The sequence below is a fragment of the Granulicella aggregans genome, assembly GCF_014203275.1.
GTDB lineage: Bacteria > Acidobacteriota > Terriglobia > Terriglobales > Acidobacteriaceae > Edaphobacter.
On the sequence record NZ_JACHIP010000002.1, the window covers coordinates 807,734 to 824,685 of the forward strand.

14 protein-coding genes are annotated in these 16,952 nt (G+C 61.3%); 4 read left to right on the forward strand and 10 right to left on the reverse strand.

All coding sequences use genetic code 11. The features are described from left to right. Nucleotides 1-92 precede the first annotated feature (92 nt). Nucleotides 93-2,399, reverse strand: coding sequence for a protease pro-enzyme activation domain-containing protein (locus tag HDF16_RS08715; protein ID WP_184215565.1), 2,307 nt, complete (start codon nucleotides 2,397-2,399; stop codon nucleotides 93-95). 201 nt (nucleotides 2,400-2,600) lie between these two features. Between HDF16_RS08715 and HDF16_RS08720 the strand changes: the two genes are divergently transcribed. Further along, nucleotides 2,601-3,176, forward strand: coding sequence for an AAA family ATPase (locus HDF16_RS08720; protein WP_184215567.1), 576 nt, complete (start codon nucleotides 2,601-2,603; stop codon nucleotides 3,174-3,176). A gap of 111 nt (nucleotides 3,177-3,287) precedes the next feature. Here the strand turns inward: HDF16_RS08720 and efp are convergent, their stop codons facing one another. Beyond that, on the reverse strand, nucleotides 3,288-3,863 hold the full coding sequence (efp, locus tag HDF16_RS08725; RefSeq protein ID WP_184215569.1) for an elongation factor P: 576 nt from the start codon (nucleotides 3,861-3,863) through the stop codon (nucleotides 3,288-3,290). Nucleotides 3,864-4,085: 222 nt separating this feature from the next. Here efp and HDF16_RS08730 point away from each other — a divergent pair, with 222 nt between their 5' ends. Further along, nucleotides 4,086-4,451, forward strand: a complete 366-nt coding sequence (locus HDF16_RS08730) for a hypothetical protein (RefSeq protein ID WP_184215571.1) — start codon at nucleotides 4,086-4,088, stop codon at nucleotides 4,449-4,451. A gap of 43 nt (nucleotides 4,452-4,494) precedes the next feature. Here the strand turns inward: HDF16_RS08730 and ruvX are convergent, their stop codons facing one another. Continuing rightward, nucleotides 4,495-4,980, reverse strand: coding sequence for a Holliday junction resolvase RuvX (gene ruvX, locus HDF16_RS08735; RefSeq protein ID WP_348641276.1), 486 nt, complete (start codon nucleotides 4,978-4,980; stop codon nucleotides 4,495-4,497). Nucleotides 4,981-5,101: 121 nt separating this feature from the next. On the opposite strand from ruvX, the gene HDF16_RS08740 reads away from it, so the two are divergent. Beyond that, nucleotides 5,102-5,977 carry an LpxI family protein gene (locus HDF16_RS08740; protein ID WP_184215575.1) on the forward strand — a complete coding sequence of 292 codons (876 nt, stop codon included), beginning with the start codon at nucleotides 5,102-5,104 and terminating at the stop codon, nucleotides 5,975-5,977. Between the two features lie 46 nt (nucleotides 5,978-6,023). Further along, a complete protein-coding gene (locus HDF16_RS08745) occupies nucleotides 6,024-6,566 on the forward strand; it encodes a peroxiredoxin (RefSeq protein ID WP_184215577.1) in 543 nt (180 codons plus the stop codon). Nucleotides 6,567-6,698: 132 nt separating this feature from the next. Here HDF16_RS08745 and HDF16_RS31790 read toward each other — a convergent pair whose 3' ends face one another. The 7 genes from HDF16_RS31790 to HDF16_RS08780 form a co-directional block, all read right to left on the reverse strand. Beyond that, nucleotides 6,699-7,649: a histone H1-like repetitive region-containing protein gene (locus tag HDF16_RS31790; protein ID WP_184215579.1), complete on the reverse strand. Its 951-nt coding sequence runs from the start codon at nucleotides 7,647-7,649 to the stop codon at nucleotides 6,699-6,701. 242 nt (nucleotides 7,650-7,891) lie between these two features. Continuing rightward, complete coding sequence (locus HDF16_RS08755) at nucleotides 7,892-9,742, reverse strand: transglycosylase SLT domain-containing protein (RefSeq protein ID WP_184215581.1); 1,851 nt, start codon at nucleotides 9,740-9,742, stop codon at nucleotides 7,892-7,894. A gap of 130 nt (nucleotides 9,743-9,872) precedes the next feature. Beyond that, the gene (bamA, locus tag HDF16_RS08760; protein ID WP_221312607.1) at nucleotides 9,873-12,893 is read right to left on the reverse strand and encodes an outer membrane protein assembly factor BamA; all 3,021 of its coding nucleotides are present in this window, start codon (nucleotides 12,891-12,893) and stop codon (nucleotides 9,873-9,875) included. Nucleotides 12,894-13,089: 196 nt separating this feature from the next. Further along, a complete protein-coding gene (locus tag HDF16_RS08765) occupies nucleotides 13,090-13,275 on the reverse strand; it encodes a CPXCG motif-containing cysteine-rich protein (protein WP_184215584.1) in 186 nt (61 codons plus the stop codon). Between the two features lie 38 nt (nucleotides 13,276-13,313). Then, nucleotides 13,314-13,739: a hypothetical protein gene (locus tag HDF16_RS08770; protein WP_184215586.1), complete on the reverse strand. Its 426-nt coding sequence runs from the start codon at nucleotides 13,737-13,739 to the stop codon at nucleotides 13,314-13,316. Next, nucleotides 13,736-14,746, reverse strand: coding sequence for a threonine dehydratase (locus HDF16_RS08775; RefSeq protein ID WP_221312608.1), 1,011 nt, complete (start codon nucleotides 14,744-14,746; stop codon nucleotides 13,736-13,738). Before HDF16_RS08775 ends, HDF16_RS08770 begins: the two co-directional genes overlap by 4 nt. Beyond that, nucleotides 14,739-16,937, reverse strand: a complete 2,199-nt coding sequence (locus tag HDF16_RS08780; protein ID WP_184215588.1) for a molybdopterin-containing oxidoreductase family protein — start codon at nucleotides 16,935-16,937, stop codon at nucleotides 14,739-14,741. The genes HDF16_RS08775 and HDF16_RS08780 overlap by 8 nt, the downstream gene beginning before the upstream one ends. Nucleotides 16,938-16,952: the final 15 nt, after the last annotated feature.

Below are 16,952 nucleotides of genomic sequence, written 5' to 3' on the forward strand. Positions count from 1 at the left end.
CAAGGGACTTCGCTCGGGATGACGGAGTTTGGGTGGGGATAAGAACGGCCCGGATCTTTTCAGATCCGGGCCGTTCGCTTTTGGTGCGATGGTTAGCGGGTGATGGTCAGGGTGAGGGTGGCGGTGGCGGTCTTACCGCCTCCGGTTGCCGTGATCGTGATCGGGAAGGTGGTGCGGGTCGCGGTAGACTTCGCTGTAACCAGCATCGAAACACTTCCTGATCCCGGAGCAGCGATTGGGTTCGGAGAGAAAGAGACAGTGACGCCCGTCTCCATTCCGGTGGCGGTGAAGGAAATCGGGGCGCTGAAGCCGCCGGAGACGGCCGTGGTGACAGTGGCGGTACCCGAGGTTCCTCTACGCAGACTGCCGGAGGTTGGAGAGACAGCGACGGTGAAGGTGCCTGCTCCGGTGGTTGAGGTAACAGTCACGTTGATCGTTGCGGTATGGCTACCCGATGCAGCCGTGCCGGTGACGATGATGCCGTAAGTGCCGGCGGCGACTGTCGAGGCAACAGTGATGGTCGCGGTCGAGCCACCGCCGGACGTAACCGAGCCAGGACTGAAGGCTACCGAGATGCCGGTTGGGGACGAGGCGCTGAGGGTGACGGTCTCGGCCGCACCGTTGGTGATGGCCGTGGTGATGCTGGAGGTGCCGCTGGCTCCGGCTGCAATGGTGGGGGAGGTTGCGGCGATACTGAAGTCATTGGTTGGGGGAGCAGTAGTAGTACCCGCCAAGGCGGCGACGAGAGCCGGCTTAGGACTGCCCCAGCCGGTGACGAGGTCGAATCCGGTGGTGGCGGAGTAGCTGCCGGAGGTGCCGCTGGTGATGTCGTGGAAGTTGGTGGCGTAAGCGGAGGTAACGTTCTGCGAGTAAATGGTGGGGTTGATGAAGCCGATAGTGGGCTTGCCGTTGGCGACTAACTGCTGATTGACGAGGGCGATGTAAGCGGCCCACATGGGAGCGGCGAAGCTGGTGCCGCCGTAGACGTTGGCCTGGCAGGCGGTCTGGTCGCCGCAGGTGTAGAAGGTGAAGTTGGCGTTGGCGGAGACGTCGGGACCGTTGCGGAGCGTCGTTGATCCCTTGTTGCTGGAGTTGATGACGCCAGACAGCTGCTGGTAGGCGGGGATGGCGATCTTGTCCGGGGTGATTCCGCCGCCGGAGTCGACCCATGCGGTCTCAGAAGCCCACGGGCCGGCAGCGCCGGAGGTTACAAGGTCGGTGCCGCCGACCGAGACGACGTAGGCGTCGTCCGCAGGCCAAGCTTCGTTTCGGGTGGACCAGGTGGACGAGTCGCCGGATGCGGCGAAGAAGTTCTGCCCCTGCGCGGCCATCTTCTGGAAATAGGGATCGAGCGTGCTGGGGTCAGCGGGAGTCCATCCCCAGGAGCAGCCGATGGTGGTGGGCAGCGGGGAGTGCGTGGTCATGGCGGAGATGATCGCCGTGTCGAGCGAGCCGACGTACATGGTGAGGCTGGCGAGACCGGGGGCCATGCCGATGGCCTGGGTCATGTCGAGGTTCTGTTCGCCGTCGTCGCAGTTGCCGCCGGCGCGGGTGTAGACGCAGGAGGTGCTGGTACCGTCGGTGGAGACGAGGGTGATGGGGACGTTGTTGGTCTGGCCGACGTTTTTGAAGTAGGTGGTGAGGTCGGCGAGGTCGGTGCCGAGGTACTCGAAGAGGCCCAGGTTTTGTCCTGCGCCGGTGAGCGGGCCGTTGCCGTAGTAGGCGGCGCGCATGTCGCTGCCAAGGAAGGAGGCTGACGGGCCGGAGCCGGTAGTGGCGTGTGAGACGACGGCGCGAGGCGAGATGCCATTGGCGGCGGCGTAGTCGTTTTTATTGACGCGGAGGGCGTGAGGCAGCGAGTAGTTGTCGAGGCCCGAGACGTGCCAGAGGTTGAAGGAGAGGCTGGGCGCGGGTTCCCGGTCGGGAGCGAAGAAGGTTCGGCCTTCGGTGGGATGCTGGTAGGTATGGAGGGCGATGTGCATCGCGGATTCGACGGCGGCGACGCTGCCTTTTACCTGGACTTCCATACCGTCGCGGCTGCCGCCGGTGACGGTGAGGCCGTTGCTCTTCGCGAAGGCGAGAACCTCATCGTACTGGGCCTGGGTAGGGCCGAACTTCGCGGTGAACTCGGTGGGCGTGAGGTATTTGTGGAAGGTGGGACTCTTGGGGTTATAGAGATCGGCGAGGAAGGCCTTGAGGCCGGCGGGATCACGCAGCGGAAGAACGAGGTCGAGGCTCATAACTTCTGCGGATGGCTTACGTCCTACCAAGCGAGCTTCACCGGTGCGGGTGACCTCGCGCGTGTGGTGCGTCATGACGGATTGGGCCGGGGAGGCGGCGGGGAGTGCCGAAGCAATCGCTACGATTGCGAGAAAAAGTGAGCAAAATCTCCGAATCACGAGGGTCTCCTTGTGTTGGTGCGAAGATGCTTTCTTTCTGCGAACAGGCGTCGATTGTGTCAGGGGAGTTACCAAGTGTCAACGAAATGTTACAAAAGTTACGCGCTTTTCGTGTGATACCGTTCCCTAACTGACAGGCGTTGAGACAGTCTGATTTCTAAGGAAGCGTGCGAAGTTCCAAGCAAAGATGTTGGAGATGAGATGAAGTTGATCTTTGTCTACGGGATGCCGGCGTCCGGCAAGTTGACGGTGGCAAAAGAGCTAGCCGCCGTGACCGGGTACAAGTTGTTTCACAATCACCTCGTGGTCGACCTTCTGCTGCCGGTCTTCGAGTTTGGCAGCGAGGAGTTTGTACGGCTGCGCGAGGAGATGTGGATGCTGGTCTTTGCGGAGGCTTGCCGCAGTGGAGTTCCGGGGATGATCTTTACCTTCGCTCCAGAGCGCACGGTGACCGAGGGATTTATCGGGAGCGTTGTGGAGTTGGTGGCGAGGATGGGTGGGGAGATTGAATTCGTCCAGCTCGTGTGTCCGACGGTAGAGTTGCGAGCGCGAATGGACGAGGCCTCGCGGCGGGCTTACGGGAAGCTGACTTCCTTGGAGATGTTCGATAAGTTGCTGGCGGAGGGGGCGTTTGAGGCGAGTGGGATGCCGGAGGCACGGGTGACGGTGGATACGGGGACGTGCTCGCCGAGAGAGGCGTCAGAGTCGATTGCAAAGGCGCTTGTCCTGCCGGACGGGCCCGCTACGCGCGGGGCGGGCGCTCACGCGCGTTCTTGACGCTTCGCTCGACCCTCCCGCTGGTCGGCTTTGCGACCAGCGGGAACACCACTCGAAGCCCGATACAGGTCACGAAGTGACCGCCCCGCGCGCATCGGGTCTTTCCAGCTTCTAAGCACGTCCCGAGAATTCGCCGGTTTCAGTAGTGACCTTGACCTTTTCGCCCTCTTTGATGAAGAGGGGGACCTTGATCTCCAGGCCGGTCTCGAGAGTGGCGGACTTGGTGACGCTGCCGCTGGATGTGTCGCCACGCACGCCGGGTTCGGTGCGGGTTACGTCGAGCTCTACGAAGATAGGGAGCTGCAGACCGATGGGATTGCCGTTATACATGTGGAGCTGCAGCAACGCGCCTTCGATGAGAAAGTCGAGGGCGTTGCCGACCATCTTTTCGGTGAGCGTGAGCGTCTCGAAGCTCTCCTGATCAAGGAAGTGCGAGCCTTCTCCATCGCTATAAAGGTACGAGGCAGGAACCAGTACGAGATCAGGCTCCTTGAACTTATCCTGCGCTTTGAAGGTCTTCTCGAAGACGGCGGAGGTGAGGAGGTTGCGCATTTTCAGGCGGACTAGGGTCTGGCCGCCGCGCGCTGTGGGAGAGCTGATGTCAGAGTCGAGACAGGCGTAGGGTACGTTGTCGAGTTCGAAGAGCATCTTGCGTTTTACGTTGATTGCGTCGATCAGTGCGGCCATGGATTCCTCAAAAAATTAGGCCAGATGCTGGTTGCGGGCCTGCTCCAAGTATAGGGCGAAACTGGGACGGAGAAGCTGTATACAAGAAGTACAGCTTGCGCATCTTTCGCGCCGGGATGGTGTTCCTTGTGGTGTGCCGCAGACTCTGCAGCTATGAACGGGGCGAGGCTTCGCTCATCGTGCGCGCCGTAGAAGTTCAATCTTGAAAGCAAGGAGTTCTTCATGAAGATCCATCGCATCGCCATCGCGGCCCTGGCTTTCACACTTCCGCTTGCCAGTGCCTTTGCGCAGAAGACGGTTACCGGGAAGCATGGCAGCACAGCCACGGGCTCAGTGTCTCAAAAGGGCGCGACCGCTACCGCGACAGGAACGACCACTGGCGCGAAGGGCAAGACCGTCTCCGAAACCGCGAGCGCAACTCGGACGCGGACGGGAACGTCGGATACAGCTTCAATAACAGGACCTAAGGGTGGGACCACAACGGCGAGCGGAACAACTACAAACAATGGATCGACGACGACAGCCTCCGGCACCATAACAGGGTCAAAGGGGAAATCGAAGTCTGGGTCCACGACGGTCCCTAAGTAGCTTCAGTGCAGATGTTGGCGGATGATGGCGGCGGGCGCTAGCGTTACAGTGCCTCTTCCCTTTTGTGCCGTGCTGCGCGGGCGTCGAGCCAGGATTGCAAGATAAGAACGGCGGCCACCTGGTCGATGATTCCTTTTCTTCCCATGGCAGCGTGGCCGGCATCGTCGAGGTGGCGATGGGCCTGGGTGGTGGAGAGGCGCTCGTCCCAGAGGTGGATCGTGATTCCGAACTCAGCGCGGATCTCTTCGGCGAAGGCCTGGGCCTTGGCGGCTTGAGGACTTTGATCTCCAGACATGTAGAGAGGGTTGCCGACGACGGCCTCGGTGACGGCGTGCTTGCGCAGGACGCGAGCTACGGCCTTCATGTCGGCGCGGCGATTGGTGCGGTGGAGGGTGAAGAGCGGCTGCGCGGTGAAGCCGAGGGGGTCGGAGAGTGCGACGCCGATGCGGCGGTCGCCGACGTCGAAGCCGACGATGCGGTAGGGGAGATCGGGAGTAGCTGGTTCGGCGATGGGTGTGTCTTGGGCCACTAGGAAAGTGTACCTAAGGGGATTGGTGGCTGACCCACTCATCGCTTGAAACAAGGGCGCGATGAATGGGGCACAACTCCTACCCGCCGTCTGAGGGTAGGGATGCAATAAACTCAAGCCTATGGCGCGTGCCCCGATACTCAAAGACCGGCTGGGTTTGATTGCGGGTAATGGGCGCTTCCCTTTCCTGCTGCTGGATGCGGCGCGGGCTCATGGGCTGACTGTGGTGGTCGCGGCGATCAAGGAAGAGACTGACGCGGAGATAGATGAGCGGGCGGCGAAGGACGCTGACATTCGCGTGCATTGGCTGTCGCTGGGAGAGCTGTCACGGCTGATCGAGACGTTTCATGCCGAGGGCGTCGGGCGTGCAGTAATGGCGGGGCAGGTGAAGCATAAGCAGATCTTCTCTTCGATACGGCCCGACTGGCGGCTGGCGAAGCTGTTGCTCTCTTTGCGGACGCGGAACACGGACATGCTGCTGGGAGCGATTGCGAAGGTGCTGGGCGATGAGGGGATCGAGCTGATCTCATCGACGCAGTATCTTGAGCCGTTGCTGACGAAAGAGGGCGTGATGACACGGCGCTCGCCGAACGAGACCGAGACAGCGGATATTGTCTACGGGCGGACAGTGGCGCGGGGGATCGCGGGGTTCGACCTCGGACAGACCGTGGTGATCGCGGCGCAGGCGTGTGTGGCGGTAGAGGCAATGGAAGGTACCGACGCTACGATTGATCGGGCCGGCGCACTGTTTCGCGCGATGGATCACGAGGGCGAAGCTTCAACGCTGACCCGGTCGCTGACGGTGGTGAAGGTGGCTAAGCCGAACCAGGACATGCGTTTCGATGTGCCGGTGGTGGGCGTGGCGACAATTGCGGCGATGGCAATGGCCGGCGCTACTTGCCTGGCGCTGGAGCCGGGACGGACGCTAGTCTTCGATGGGGAGGCGGTTGTGGATGCGGCCAACAAAGCTGATATTTCAATTGCAGTCATCCGTTAGGCGCAGGTAATCCGTCATACTTAGAACGCACCTCAGGAGATCGAACATGAAACGCTCTGCCATCCTGGCCGCATCGGCCGTACTGCTCGCCGGAACATTCGTCTTCGCCACGCGCTCGCATGCCGCCGACCTTGTCGCCGCCGGGACACCCGCGCCGGCTTTCACGCTTCCCTCGCAGGACACACCCGCCGTGAGCCTGAGCGACTACAAGGGCAAATGGGTGGTGCTGTACTTCTATCCCAAGGATAAGACACAGGGCTGCACGATCGAGGCGCACAACTTCCAGCGTGATCTTGACAAGTACAAGGCGCTGAATGCCGTCGTGCTTGGCGTGTCACTCGACAGCGCCGAGAGCCATCGGAGTTTCTGCAGCAAAGAGAGCCTGACCTTCAAGCTGCTGGCGGATACGGACCACAAGGTGGGCGATGCGTACGGGGTGACGGTGCATGACATGCCGGGGATAAAGTTCGAAGCGCGGCAGACGATTCTGATCTCTCCTTCAGGCAAGGTCGCGAAAACATGGGACAAGGTTGATCCTGCAGTTCATAGCGAAGAAGTGCTGGCTGCGATTTCGTCGATGAAGAAGTAGTCGCTCTCGCAAGCAATTGCTGCAGACGCAAAAAGGCCCGGGCTCTCAGGATCGAGGAGACCGGGCCTTTTTGCTTGCCTTACCTACGGTTGTGCGAGCCGGATCAGGTTGCCATGACCGGCTGCAGGAAGACTACTTGGCGGCTTTCTTCGCGACGGCCTTCTTGACGACTGCCTTCTTCGCAACAGCCTTCTTCACGACAGCCTTCTTCGCAACGGTCTTCTTTGCTGGGACGGCCTTCTTCGCGACGACCTTCTTCGCGACTGCCTTCTTTACAACAGCCTTCTTTGCGACTGCCTTCTTCGCTACTGCTTTCTTAGTTGCCAAGGTGATACCTCTCTTAATTGGAATTTTGCTGCTCGCAGTGCTCTTGTTGCCAACCGCCTTTTTAGGGGCAGCCTTACCGCCGCGCAGAGCACTGGATGTCTTCGCGGCAGAACTTGAGATCTTTTTGGCGACGGTCTTCTTCGCGGGAGCCTTTTTCGCGACCGTCTTCTTTGCGGCTTTCTTAGCCATCTTCTTCGCTACTGCCTTCTTGGCCACTGCTTTCTTAGCGAAAGCTTTCTTGGCTACCTTCTTCGCGACAGCTTTCTTTGCAACGGCTTTTTTGACGACCGCCTTCTTCGCGATCTTAGCCGGAGACTTCTTCACAGCAACCTTCAGAGGAGCTGCCTTCGCGGGAGCCGACTTCTTCGCGGCGGCCTTGATGGGAGCGGATTTCTTTACGGTCTTCTTCGCTGCCTTCGCCGGAGCAGCTTCAACGATGGGTGCGGGCTCCGGCTCTGCGGCCAACTCAGTGGCGGGCGTATAACCATCGACAGGGTTCGAGGGAGCAGCGGGGAGATCAGCTTCTTCCTTGTGCGTGGACTTCACGAGAAGTTCGTCGACATCATCGTCTTCGTCGTCTTCATCGTCGCCGGAGCTAAGCGTAACCTCTTCCTCTTCGTCGTCTTCATCTTCGATGGAGAGGTCTTCATCATCGTCCTCGTAGTCATCGAGGTCAGCGTCATCGTGGTCCGCAGCGGCCTTCATGCCCGTCATCTGTTCCAACGCTTCCGGCTCTCTGAATCCATCGAACTTCATTCCGCTCTCCCCTGCTGACTTTGCTTTTTCGATCTGAAGAGGGAGTCGAAGACAACCTCTTCATGATGACTCTCTCCGTAGGATGCACATGTCACACACAGCGACAAAACATCGTGATGAGAATCTAGCATCAGTCTGCCTTGCAGACACATCGATAGCAAGAAATCTTTTTGAAGAGGTAGCTTGTACAGCACCACATGGAATCGTGCAGGGCACACGATGAGGCGCTCGCTATGTGATGATCAGTGCTTCGTGCGATGCGAAGAGGTTGCTGTGCTCTTCGTCCTAGTGGTCGCATGAGCTGATGAAGCTTTGCTCTTTGCTCCACTGCCGCGCGAAGCCTTGCTAGAAATCGCCTTGCTGTACGCGGCTTTTGTGCGCCCTGCAGCCGCAACGCGGCCGCGCTTCACATGCGAGCGCATGGCTGGCGCGAGACGAAGAGGTGCGGAGACAGAGAGCACACGGCCTGGCTTGAGTGCGCTCGAAGAGAGATGGTTCCAGCCGCGAAGATCTTCAGGAGAAACGTTGAAGCGATCGGCGACGATAGCGATCGTATCGCCGTGCTTGATGGTGTAGCGCTGTGCGTGGCCGACTCCACCAGAGACAGCGGCAAGTGGGATGACGAGTTCATCGCCGGGAGCGACAGCTTCGGCGACACCGATGCCGTTGGTCTCTGCGATCTCCAATGGCCGCGCATGTAGCGAAGTGGCGATGCCTTCGAGCGACTCACCAGGCTTCACGGTGTGGAAGCGCCATGATATGCGCTTGTCATCCGGGATGGCCTTGATGCGATCGAGGTAGACATCCTTCGTTCCGACGGGGATGTGAAGGTCAAAGTCGGAGGAGCTTGGCGTGCTGACGCGAAGCAGGCTGGGGTTGAGAGCGACGACCTCCTGCACAGTCGCGTCGGTGAGATCGGCCACTAGACGAAGGTCAACGGGATAGTCCGTGGTGACGGTGTCGTAGACGACTGCGGGCATGGGCACCATCTTGTCGAGGCCGTACTTCTCGGGGTTCTTCGCCATGATGACTGCGGCAAGGATCTGAGGAACGTAAGCCTTGGTCTCCTTAGGCATTGCGTTCCTGCGATAGAGCTCCCAGAAGTCGGCATAGCCGGTGCGCATGACGGCCTTCTGCACGTTGCCAGGACCCCAGTCATATCCGGCCATGGCGAGGTACCAGTCACCGAACTGGCTGTAGAGCGCCTTCATGTACTTCGCATAGGCACGCGTGCTCTTCTCGGGGTCGAAGCGCTCATCGACCCAACCGCTGCGTGCGAGACCGTAAGCTCCGGTGGGCATGAACTGCCAGATGCCGCCCGCGCCTGACCCTGCGTTCATCGCCTGCGGCTGGAAGCCCGACTCCGCGACAGCGAGATAGATGAGGTCCTGCGGAACACCTTCTTCCTTGAGGACCTGCTGCATCATCGTCTTGTACTTGCCGGCCCGCTCCATGCTGCGCAGCATGTGGGCATGGAAGGAGGGTGAGTTGGCGAAGTAACCGATGTAGCCCGCGACCTGATCGTTGATAACTAGAGGCAGGTCAGAGGTGGAGATGGTAAGTTCCTTCTTCAGCTTCTGTGTGAGCTCCGGATTCGCCGGGAAGGTGGCCTCATTCGCGGCCTCGTCGAGAGGCGCGGCCTCCAGCACTGGCGAGAGGCCGTTGCCCTGCTTCAGGGCATCCATCTCGAGCGAGTTGATCTGGTTGAGAAGGCGTTCAAGCTCATCGGAGAGTTGAGGATCTTTCTTCAGGTCGAGACCGCTGGCGAGCATGGTGTCGACAGCAAGGTCGAAGTCCTGCCGGGCTGCATCGAGACGGCCGGCGCGGTAGTTGCTCACACCACTCTGATAAGCCTTTTCAACCTGCGCGATGAGGCGTTCCGCGCGCATGGACCGTGCCGCGTCATTAGCCTGAGAGACGGCTTGAACCGCAGCAGAGGACGCGCTTGCTGGACCCGGTAGAGCAGGGGCAGTGGCGGATGCTGGCGGCTTCGCGGAGGTGGCATCGTCCTGCTTTGGACAGCCGGCGAGCATGACGAGCGGGCCAAGGCATAAGACTATTCCGAATCGCTGCAGCAAATTTTCCAGAGTCATCCGCGACCTTTGCGCCCTGCTCATTTTGAGACGAACCATTCATTGGAATGGCTCGTCCGCTCGACGGTGTTGCGACATGCAAAAGACCTGCACGCTCATGTGCAGGTCCTTTGACTGTCATCCCATTCGCCTAGAAGGTGGTGCTAACCGTTAGGCGGAAGGTCTTACGCGGCTCGCGGAGTTGGTAGTCAGCGCCGTAGAACTGCAACGCCTGCTGGTAACTGTACTGACCCGCTCCATCGTTCGGGAAGAACTTCTGGAAGCATTGCGTCACAGTGGCGCTGCAGGTGTTGGGCACAGCGAGCTTCTGGGGCAGATTCTCGTAGAGCCGAAGGGGGTTGTACGCGTAGTAGATGGTGAAGGGTGCGTTGACGATCGGCAGAACGACCGAGAGGTAGGCTCCGCTCGACATACGCGGCACAAAGTTGGTGTGCGCCACGGTCTGGAGGTGGTCTAGCGGCGCTGGGTTGAAACCATATTTCACACCGTTGACGGTCTGATTCACGAGAGTTGTTCCACCCGAGCACGCTCCATTGACGATCTCCGGGCAGCCATAAGAGGCGCTGGTGACAGCATCGGAGCCGGAAACGCTCTCGCGCAACTGGCTCTTCAGAGCATCGCCGACGAGGCCGAAGTCGGTGAAGAAGGCAAAGGTCGCCTGGTTCACGATGGGGATACGGTACTCCACGTTGCTGGTGAAGCTGGTATCTCCGCCGATGGCGACGAGACGGTAGACAGGGAGGGGGATCTGGACGTTGCCGAGCGTGGGGTTGGTCGGGTCGCGCGGGACGGGATTTCCGTCGGGGTTCGTGAGCGTGAAGAGGACGCGATTCGGGATAAAGGTGTAGGGCGATGCGGCACGGATGTCGAAGCCGCGAACATCGTTCTCACCACCGCCGTAGATGCGGTTGAACGGCGGCGCAACTTCTCCGCCAAAGCCTTCGACGTGAGCCAACTGAATGCGGTAAGCGAGTACGTTGTGGCCCTCGCGGTTCACACGCAGACCCTTCATCGGGAAGAACTGACGATAGCTCGCAACCGGCTGGAAGTACTTGATGTTTCCGCCCGCACCGGCGACCTGGACGGCGAGGTTGAAGTCTTTACCGTTGTGCGGACCGACTGCGCGGTCAAGAGTCGAGAAGGTGAAGCTCGGCGTGATGACCGAGGTGATAATGCCGTTCAGCTGGTTCTGCCCCTGGATTCCGGAACGGAACGAGAGCGATTGGAAGACGTTGCGGGTGTTGTCGTTGAACGTGGTGATGTTGGATCTTGAAAGCGAGTACGAGACGCCGACGCGGGCGACGCCGGAGCGGCTGAAGAGATGGCGGAGAGGCTCGCTGGCGGAGAGAGTGAGGCCGGTCTGCGACTCGTTGTAGTTCTGGAGCTGCGACTGCTGCGCCTGGGTCAGATTGGTGGATTGGCTGCCGGTGGCTCCATAGCTCTTCGAGGGGTTGAAGTCGCGCTTGCTGCTGAAGACCTGCAGACCAACCGAGATGGGCTTGTTGCGCAGGTAGGGCTCGGTGAAGCCGAAGCTGAGCTGGCGGGAGAGGTCGCCGATGTTGGCGTTGACCGAGAGCGTTTCGCCGAGGCCAAGGAAGTTGTTGGTCTGATAGTTGAGGCCGATGAAGCTTCCCGACAGGCCGCTGAGACCGCCGTTAAGGCCGATGGAGTTCTTGCCCTTTTCCTTGAGCTTCAGGAGAAGATCGACGGTGCCGTCGTCGGCGTTCTGGCGGCTCTCGGAGTCTTGATCCGCCTTCAGCGTGTCGAAGTAGTTGAGCTGGTTCAGGCGCAGGATGGAGAGGTCCCAGAGGCGGCTGTTGTAGACCTGGCCCTCTTCGAGAAGGAGCTCGCGGCGGATGACCTTGTCGCGGGTGATGGTGTTGCCGGTGAACTCGATGCGCGAGACGTAGAAGGGCTTGCCTTCGTCGATGTCGATATCGAGGAAGATGAGCTTCTTGGCTTCGTCGAAACGCGGGACCGGGCTGCCGACCATGTTGATGTAGCCGAGTTCGCCGTAGGCCTTGCGGAGCTGATCTACGCCCTTGCCGAACATGGTGGCGTTGAACCACTCGCCATCCTTTTGCGTGAATTGGGCGCGAAGGACTCGTGTGTTCGGAACGGCCTTGTTGCCAGTGAAGGTGATGCCCCCGAGGCGATAGCGTTGCCCTTCCTCGAGCGGGATGAGGATGTCGATCCGCTTGCCGGTGGAGGGGCGCAGGGTGAAGAAGTTCAGGCCGCCTGCGTCGCGGACCTTGGTGACGGGTTCGCTGGGCTGGGCCTTGAAGTAGCCACGATCGCGATAGGCGAAGCGGACGCGCTCCGTGTCTTCATCGAGCTTGCTGGCGTCGAAGGTCTTGGCAAAGAGATTCTCGAGGATGATCGAGTGCGGGATGCCGATGGGCTTCAGGTTCTTCATCGCCGCGCGCAGAGTGCGGTCGTTCAGACTGTTGTTGCCCTGGAAGGCGATCTTACCCACCTTGACGGTCGGGCCTTCCTTGATGGTGAAGGTCAGGGCGACGGCGGCCGGAGGAATGTCTTTCACTTCGGTCTTGATGGTGGCGAACTGGTGGCCGTGCTCGGAGAGCAGATCCTTAAGCGTGTTTTCGGCGCGCTTGATGCGGGTGGGGTCGTACTGACTCTCGACGGTGAGACCGACCTTGGCCTTCTTGAAGCGTTCCTGAACGTCAGAAAGAGAGACCGCGTTCAGGCCTTTGTAGTTGATCTCGCGGATGGTGGGCTTCTCGCGGACGTAGACGATCAACTGGATGCAGGCGGGGCTGTCGACGCGCTCGATGCGGACGTTTTCGAAGTAGCCGGTGTTCCAGAGGGAGTTGAAGTCGCGCTCGACGGTGGGCTGGTCGTAGGGGTCACCCTGCCGGCTGAAGAGTCGGGCGAGGACGGACTCCTTGGGAATGCGCCGGTTGCCGATGACCTGCGGCTGGCAGAGAACCTGCGGCGTGGCCGGTGCGGGGCTAAAGATATTGCTGGTGGGGCTGCCGGCCTGGGCACCAGTCTGGGCCAGCGCTGCCGGGATCGCCATGGCGACCAGAATGGCTGCGGCGGCAGGCATCAGGAGACGGGACAGAATGCGGGAGACGGCGGGGCGGTCACACGCTACATGGGTCTGATTCATCAGGCTTATCGGGCTCATCAGGGAGCTTCCGCTCTCTCGTTTCACGGTAAAAATACGCACACCCTCACTGCTCTCGAAATCGCGCCCAGACCAATTCCCGGGGAAGTCTCGATTATACCTGTGGAAGAGGAGGCGTATAGGCGGTAGGAGCCTGTCCGGACGCCTCCGGTAGTTCGCAGAGAGTTTGACTCGTCAAAAGAGAAAGCGATACGGCTCAGCTTTCGAGTTCTGCGGAGATGGTATAGGCCTGCGCGGAGATGTCCCACTGAATGCTGAGGACGTTGGGCTGGCAGCAGACCTGACAGTCTTCGACGTACTGCTGTCGCGAGCCTCCGGACTCGTCGACGGTGGTTTCGATCCACTCGCCACAACCTGCGCACTGGAATCCGGCTTCATGCATGGGTCATCTCCTCCATATAGCGCGGCCTCGGGCAGCAGCTAGCGCCGCATCCGTTGACGATAAAAGTAGGTGACGAGACTCGCCCATTTTGTCCTTGCGTAGTGGGGTCGGCGTTGAAGGTCGCCCGATGCAGCGATGGCGACAGAGCCGAGGAACGCCGTGAAGAGGGCCGGGGGCACGACGACAAAGGAGATCGTGGACCAGCCCGTCATCATCGAGCGGGTAATCCAGAGCAGCCCGTCGGTGTAAGTCATTGACCCGCTGGAGCAACGGCGCATCGAGTAGGAGAACAACGCGGCCAATATGACTGGCCACGACAGCGAGGCGACCCACCAACTTGTCGGAACCGATACCCGGTCGTTCAGCTCGATCAATACGCCAAGCGGTGACAGGCATAAGAGGGCAAAGAATCCCCAAAGATAGATATGTACGGCGAAGGAGAACTTCGGTCGTTGTTCCGTCACCTGATCTCCGCGCCCGCGAGCACGGCGGCGAAGACGTTGCTGTCTACGTTGCCCCCGCAAAGGGCTGTGCCGAGACGGCTGCCGCCGAGGGTGTTGCCTACGGCGCGATCCTTGAGCAGGGCGGCCAGCCCGGCTGCGCCAGCACCTTCGGCCACGTTATGGGTGTGGGAGAAGTAGATGCGCATGGCCTCGGCAACCTCTTCGTCGGCGACCTCGACGATGCGGGAGACGCCTTTTAGGAAGACCGCGAGGGCAGCGGGGTCGGGCGTGCGGCAGGCGACTCCATCGGCGATTTTGGTTGTGGCGGGGTACTCGACGACATGGCGGGCGGCGAAGGAGAGCGCTGTCGCTGGCGCAAGGGTTGACGTGACGCCGACGATTTCGGTGGACAGGCCGAGGGCATCGCGGGCTGCGACCGCGCCGGCTATCCCGGTGCCCATGCCGATGGGAACGTAGAGGACTTCAAGCGGGGGAGCGGCCACGAAGAATTCGAGCGCCCAGGTGGCAACGCCGGCGACCAGGCGGATGTCGTAGCTGGGGACGCGGTGCCAGCCGTTCTCCGCTGCGAGGTATTTGACGTGCTCGACAGCAGCCTGAAAGTCGTCGCCGTGTTCGATAAGCTCCGCGCCAAGGCAGCACATGGCGCGGTTCTTCTCGACGCTATTGCCGTGGGGAACGACGATGACCGAACGCAGACCGGCGCGGGCGGCGGCGAAGGCGATGGACTGACCGTGGTTGCCACGGGTGGCGGAGATCACTGTTGTGACCTCGGGGTGCTCGCGGCGAAGCCAGTCCATATAGACGATTCCGCCTCGGAGCTTAAACGCGCCGACGGGGTTGTGGTTCTCGTGCTTGATCCACACTTCGGCGCCGGCGCGCTGGTCGATCTGCGGCCAGTGGTACTGCGGCGTGGGAGGCATGAAGTGGTAGACGAGCTCCGCTGCCTGATGAATTTCGGCGAGCGTGGGCAGCATCGCCTCAAGCTGAAGTACGGGCGTATCAAGCATGAGCTGGAGCCTTTCGGACTTCAACCAGAGTGGAGTAGAAGGTAGCGCCGCCACCGATGTCGGTAAGAGTCTCCGAGGTGAGGGCGTTGACGTTTGCGCCGGAGCCTGAGAGGTCGTTGCCAAGCTTGGCCCAGTCGAGGCGGGCGGCGACTACACCTGCGCCGACCTTGTCACCGATGTGGGCGAGGAGGCGGATGCGGCCGCGGCCGTTGAAGATATCGACCTCGTCGCCGTTGACGACTCCACGCGGAGCAGCATCGGTCGCGTGCATCTCGAGGATGCCGGCGGTGCGGGACTCCATGCGCTGGTGGGTGGGGTGGTTGGCGAAGGTGGAGTTCATGAAGTTGTCGGCCTTGCGCGGAAGGAATTCGAGCGGATAGTCGGAGGCGTTGGCGCGGGATTCCTGTGGTGCGCGGAAGACGGGGACGGGGACGAGTTCGCCCTTGCCGCTGGGGGTTCGGAACCAGCTCGCGTCGCTGAAGGGGAGCGTATCGCCGTTGGCGTCGACGGGAAATTGCAGAGGGACATGGCCTTCGCGTTCGAGGCGGGCCCGATCGATGCCGGCGAACCATGGCGCGCGGGGGTCGTGCGGCTGGGGGGCAAGGGTCTGGTCGATGAGGTCGTCGACGGAGTCCGAGAAGCAGGCCTCGGTAAAGCCCATGCGGCGTGCAAGCTCGCTGAAGACGGCGACGTTGTTGCGGACTTCGCCGAGCGGGGCGATGGCCTGATTGGAGACCTGTACGAAAAGATGGCCGTAGGCTCCCTGCACGTCTTTCGTCTCGAAGAAGGTGGGCGCGGGGAGAAGGATGTCCGCGTAGTCGGCGGTGTCGGTGAAGAACTGTTCGTGAACGACGGTGAAGAGATCGTCGCGCTTCATGCCGCGAAGGACAGCGTTCTGATTGGGAGCGACGGCGGCGGCGTTGGAGTTGTAGACGAAGAGCGCCTTCACCGGCGGGCCGTCTTCTTCGTGTTCGCCGAGCGTGGTGAGGGCGTGGCCGAGTTCCGACATGTTAACCACGCGGGCGGGGCGACCGAGAGGGCTGGAGAGCATGAGGTCAGGGCCCTGGAGGTCATCATTGTTGAAGGGGAAGGAGCCGGAGACGGAGAGCTGAACGCCGCCGCCGCGATGTTTCCAGGCACCGGTGAGCAAGGGGAGCATGGCTACAGCGCGGGCGGCTGTACCGCCGTTCTCGCTGCGCTGAATGCCGTAGTTGAGGCGGATAACCGCGGGCTTGCCTGTGAGACGCTGCGTGGTGGCGTAGGCGTGGGCGAGGCCGGTGATGGTCTCGGCATCGATGCCAGTGATTCGCGCGGCGGATTCGGGAGCGTGCTCGGGCTTCAAAGCGTGGGCGCGAAGCTCGGCGAAGCCGTGGGTGGTGGCGGCGATATAGGCGGAGTTTTCGAGGCTGTCGCGCAGGATGACGTGCATGAGCGAGAGAGCGAGAAGGGCGTCGGTGCCGGGGTTGATGGCAAGGTGCTGGTCGGCGAGAGCGGCGGTGCGGGTGCGGTAGGGGTCGATGACGACGAGCTTTGCGCCGTTTCGGCGGGCTTCTTCGATGAAGGGCCAGAGGTGGATGTTGTTGCCGTGGATGTTCGCGCCCCAGGCGATGATGAGGCCGGCGCGGGCGAAGTCCTCTGGCGGGGGAGCGAGCTTGACGCCGTAGACCGAGAGCAGCGCGGCTCCGCCTGCCGAGGCGCAGATGGTGCGGTCGAGTTGCGAGGCTCCGAGGCGATGGAAGAAGCGGCGGTCCATCGACCCGTAGCCTAGCTGGCCGATGGTTCCTGCGTAGCTGTAGGGGAGGATGCTCTCCGGGCCGAACTCGTCGGAGATCGATTGGAGACGGGTGGCGATGGTGTCGAGGGCGTCGTCCCAGGAGATGCGCTCGAAGGCATCGAGCTCCCTGCCCTGCGCGAGCGGCCCCTTGGCGATGCCGGGCTTGCGGCGCATGGGATAGAGAAGGCGATCCGGGGAGTAGACGCGGTCGAGGTACTTCGCCACCTTGCCGCAGAGGAAGCCGCGGGTGACGGGATGGGCGGGGTCGCCCTGGATCTTGGTGGCCTTGCCGCTGAGATTGTCGACGGTGATGAGGACGCCGCAGGAGTCCGGGCAGTCGTGCGAGCAGACCGCATGTACTACGCGCGTCGCTCCACCTGCGGCACCGTTCGCGAGTTCTGCGGGGATTTTCTCCATGCGGTAAATTCTACT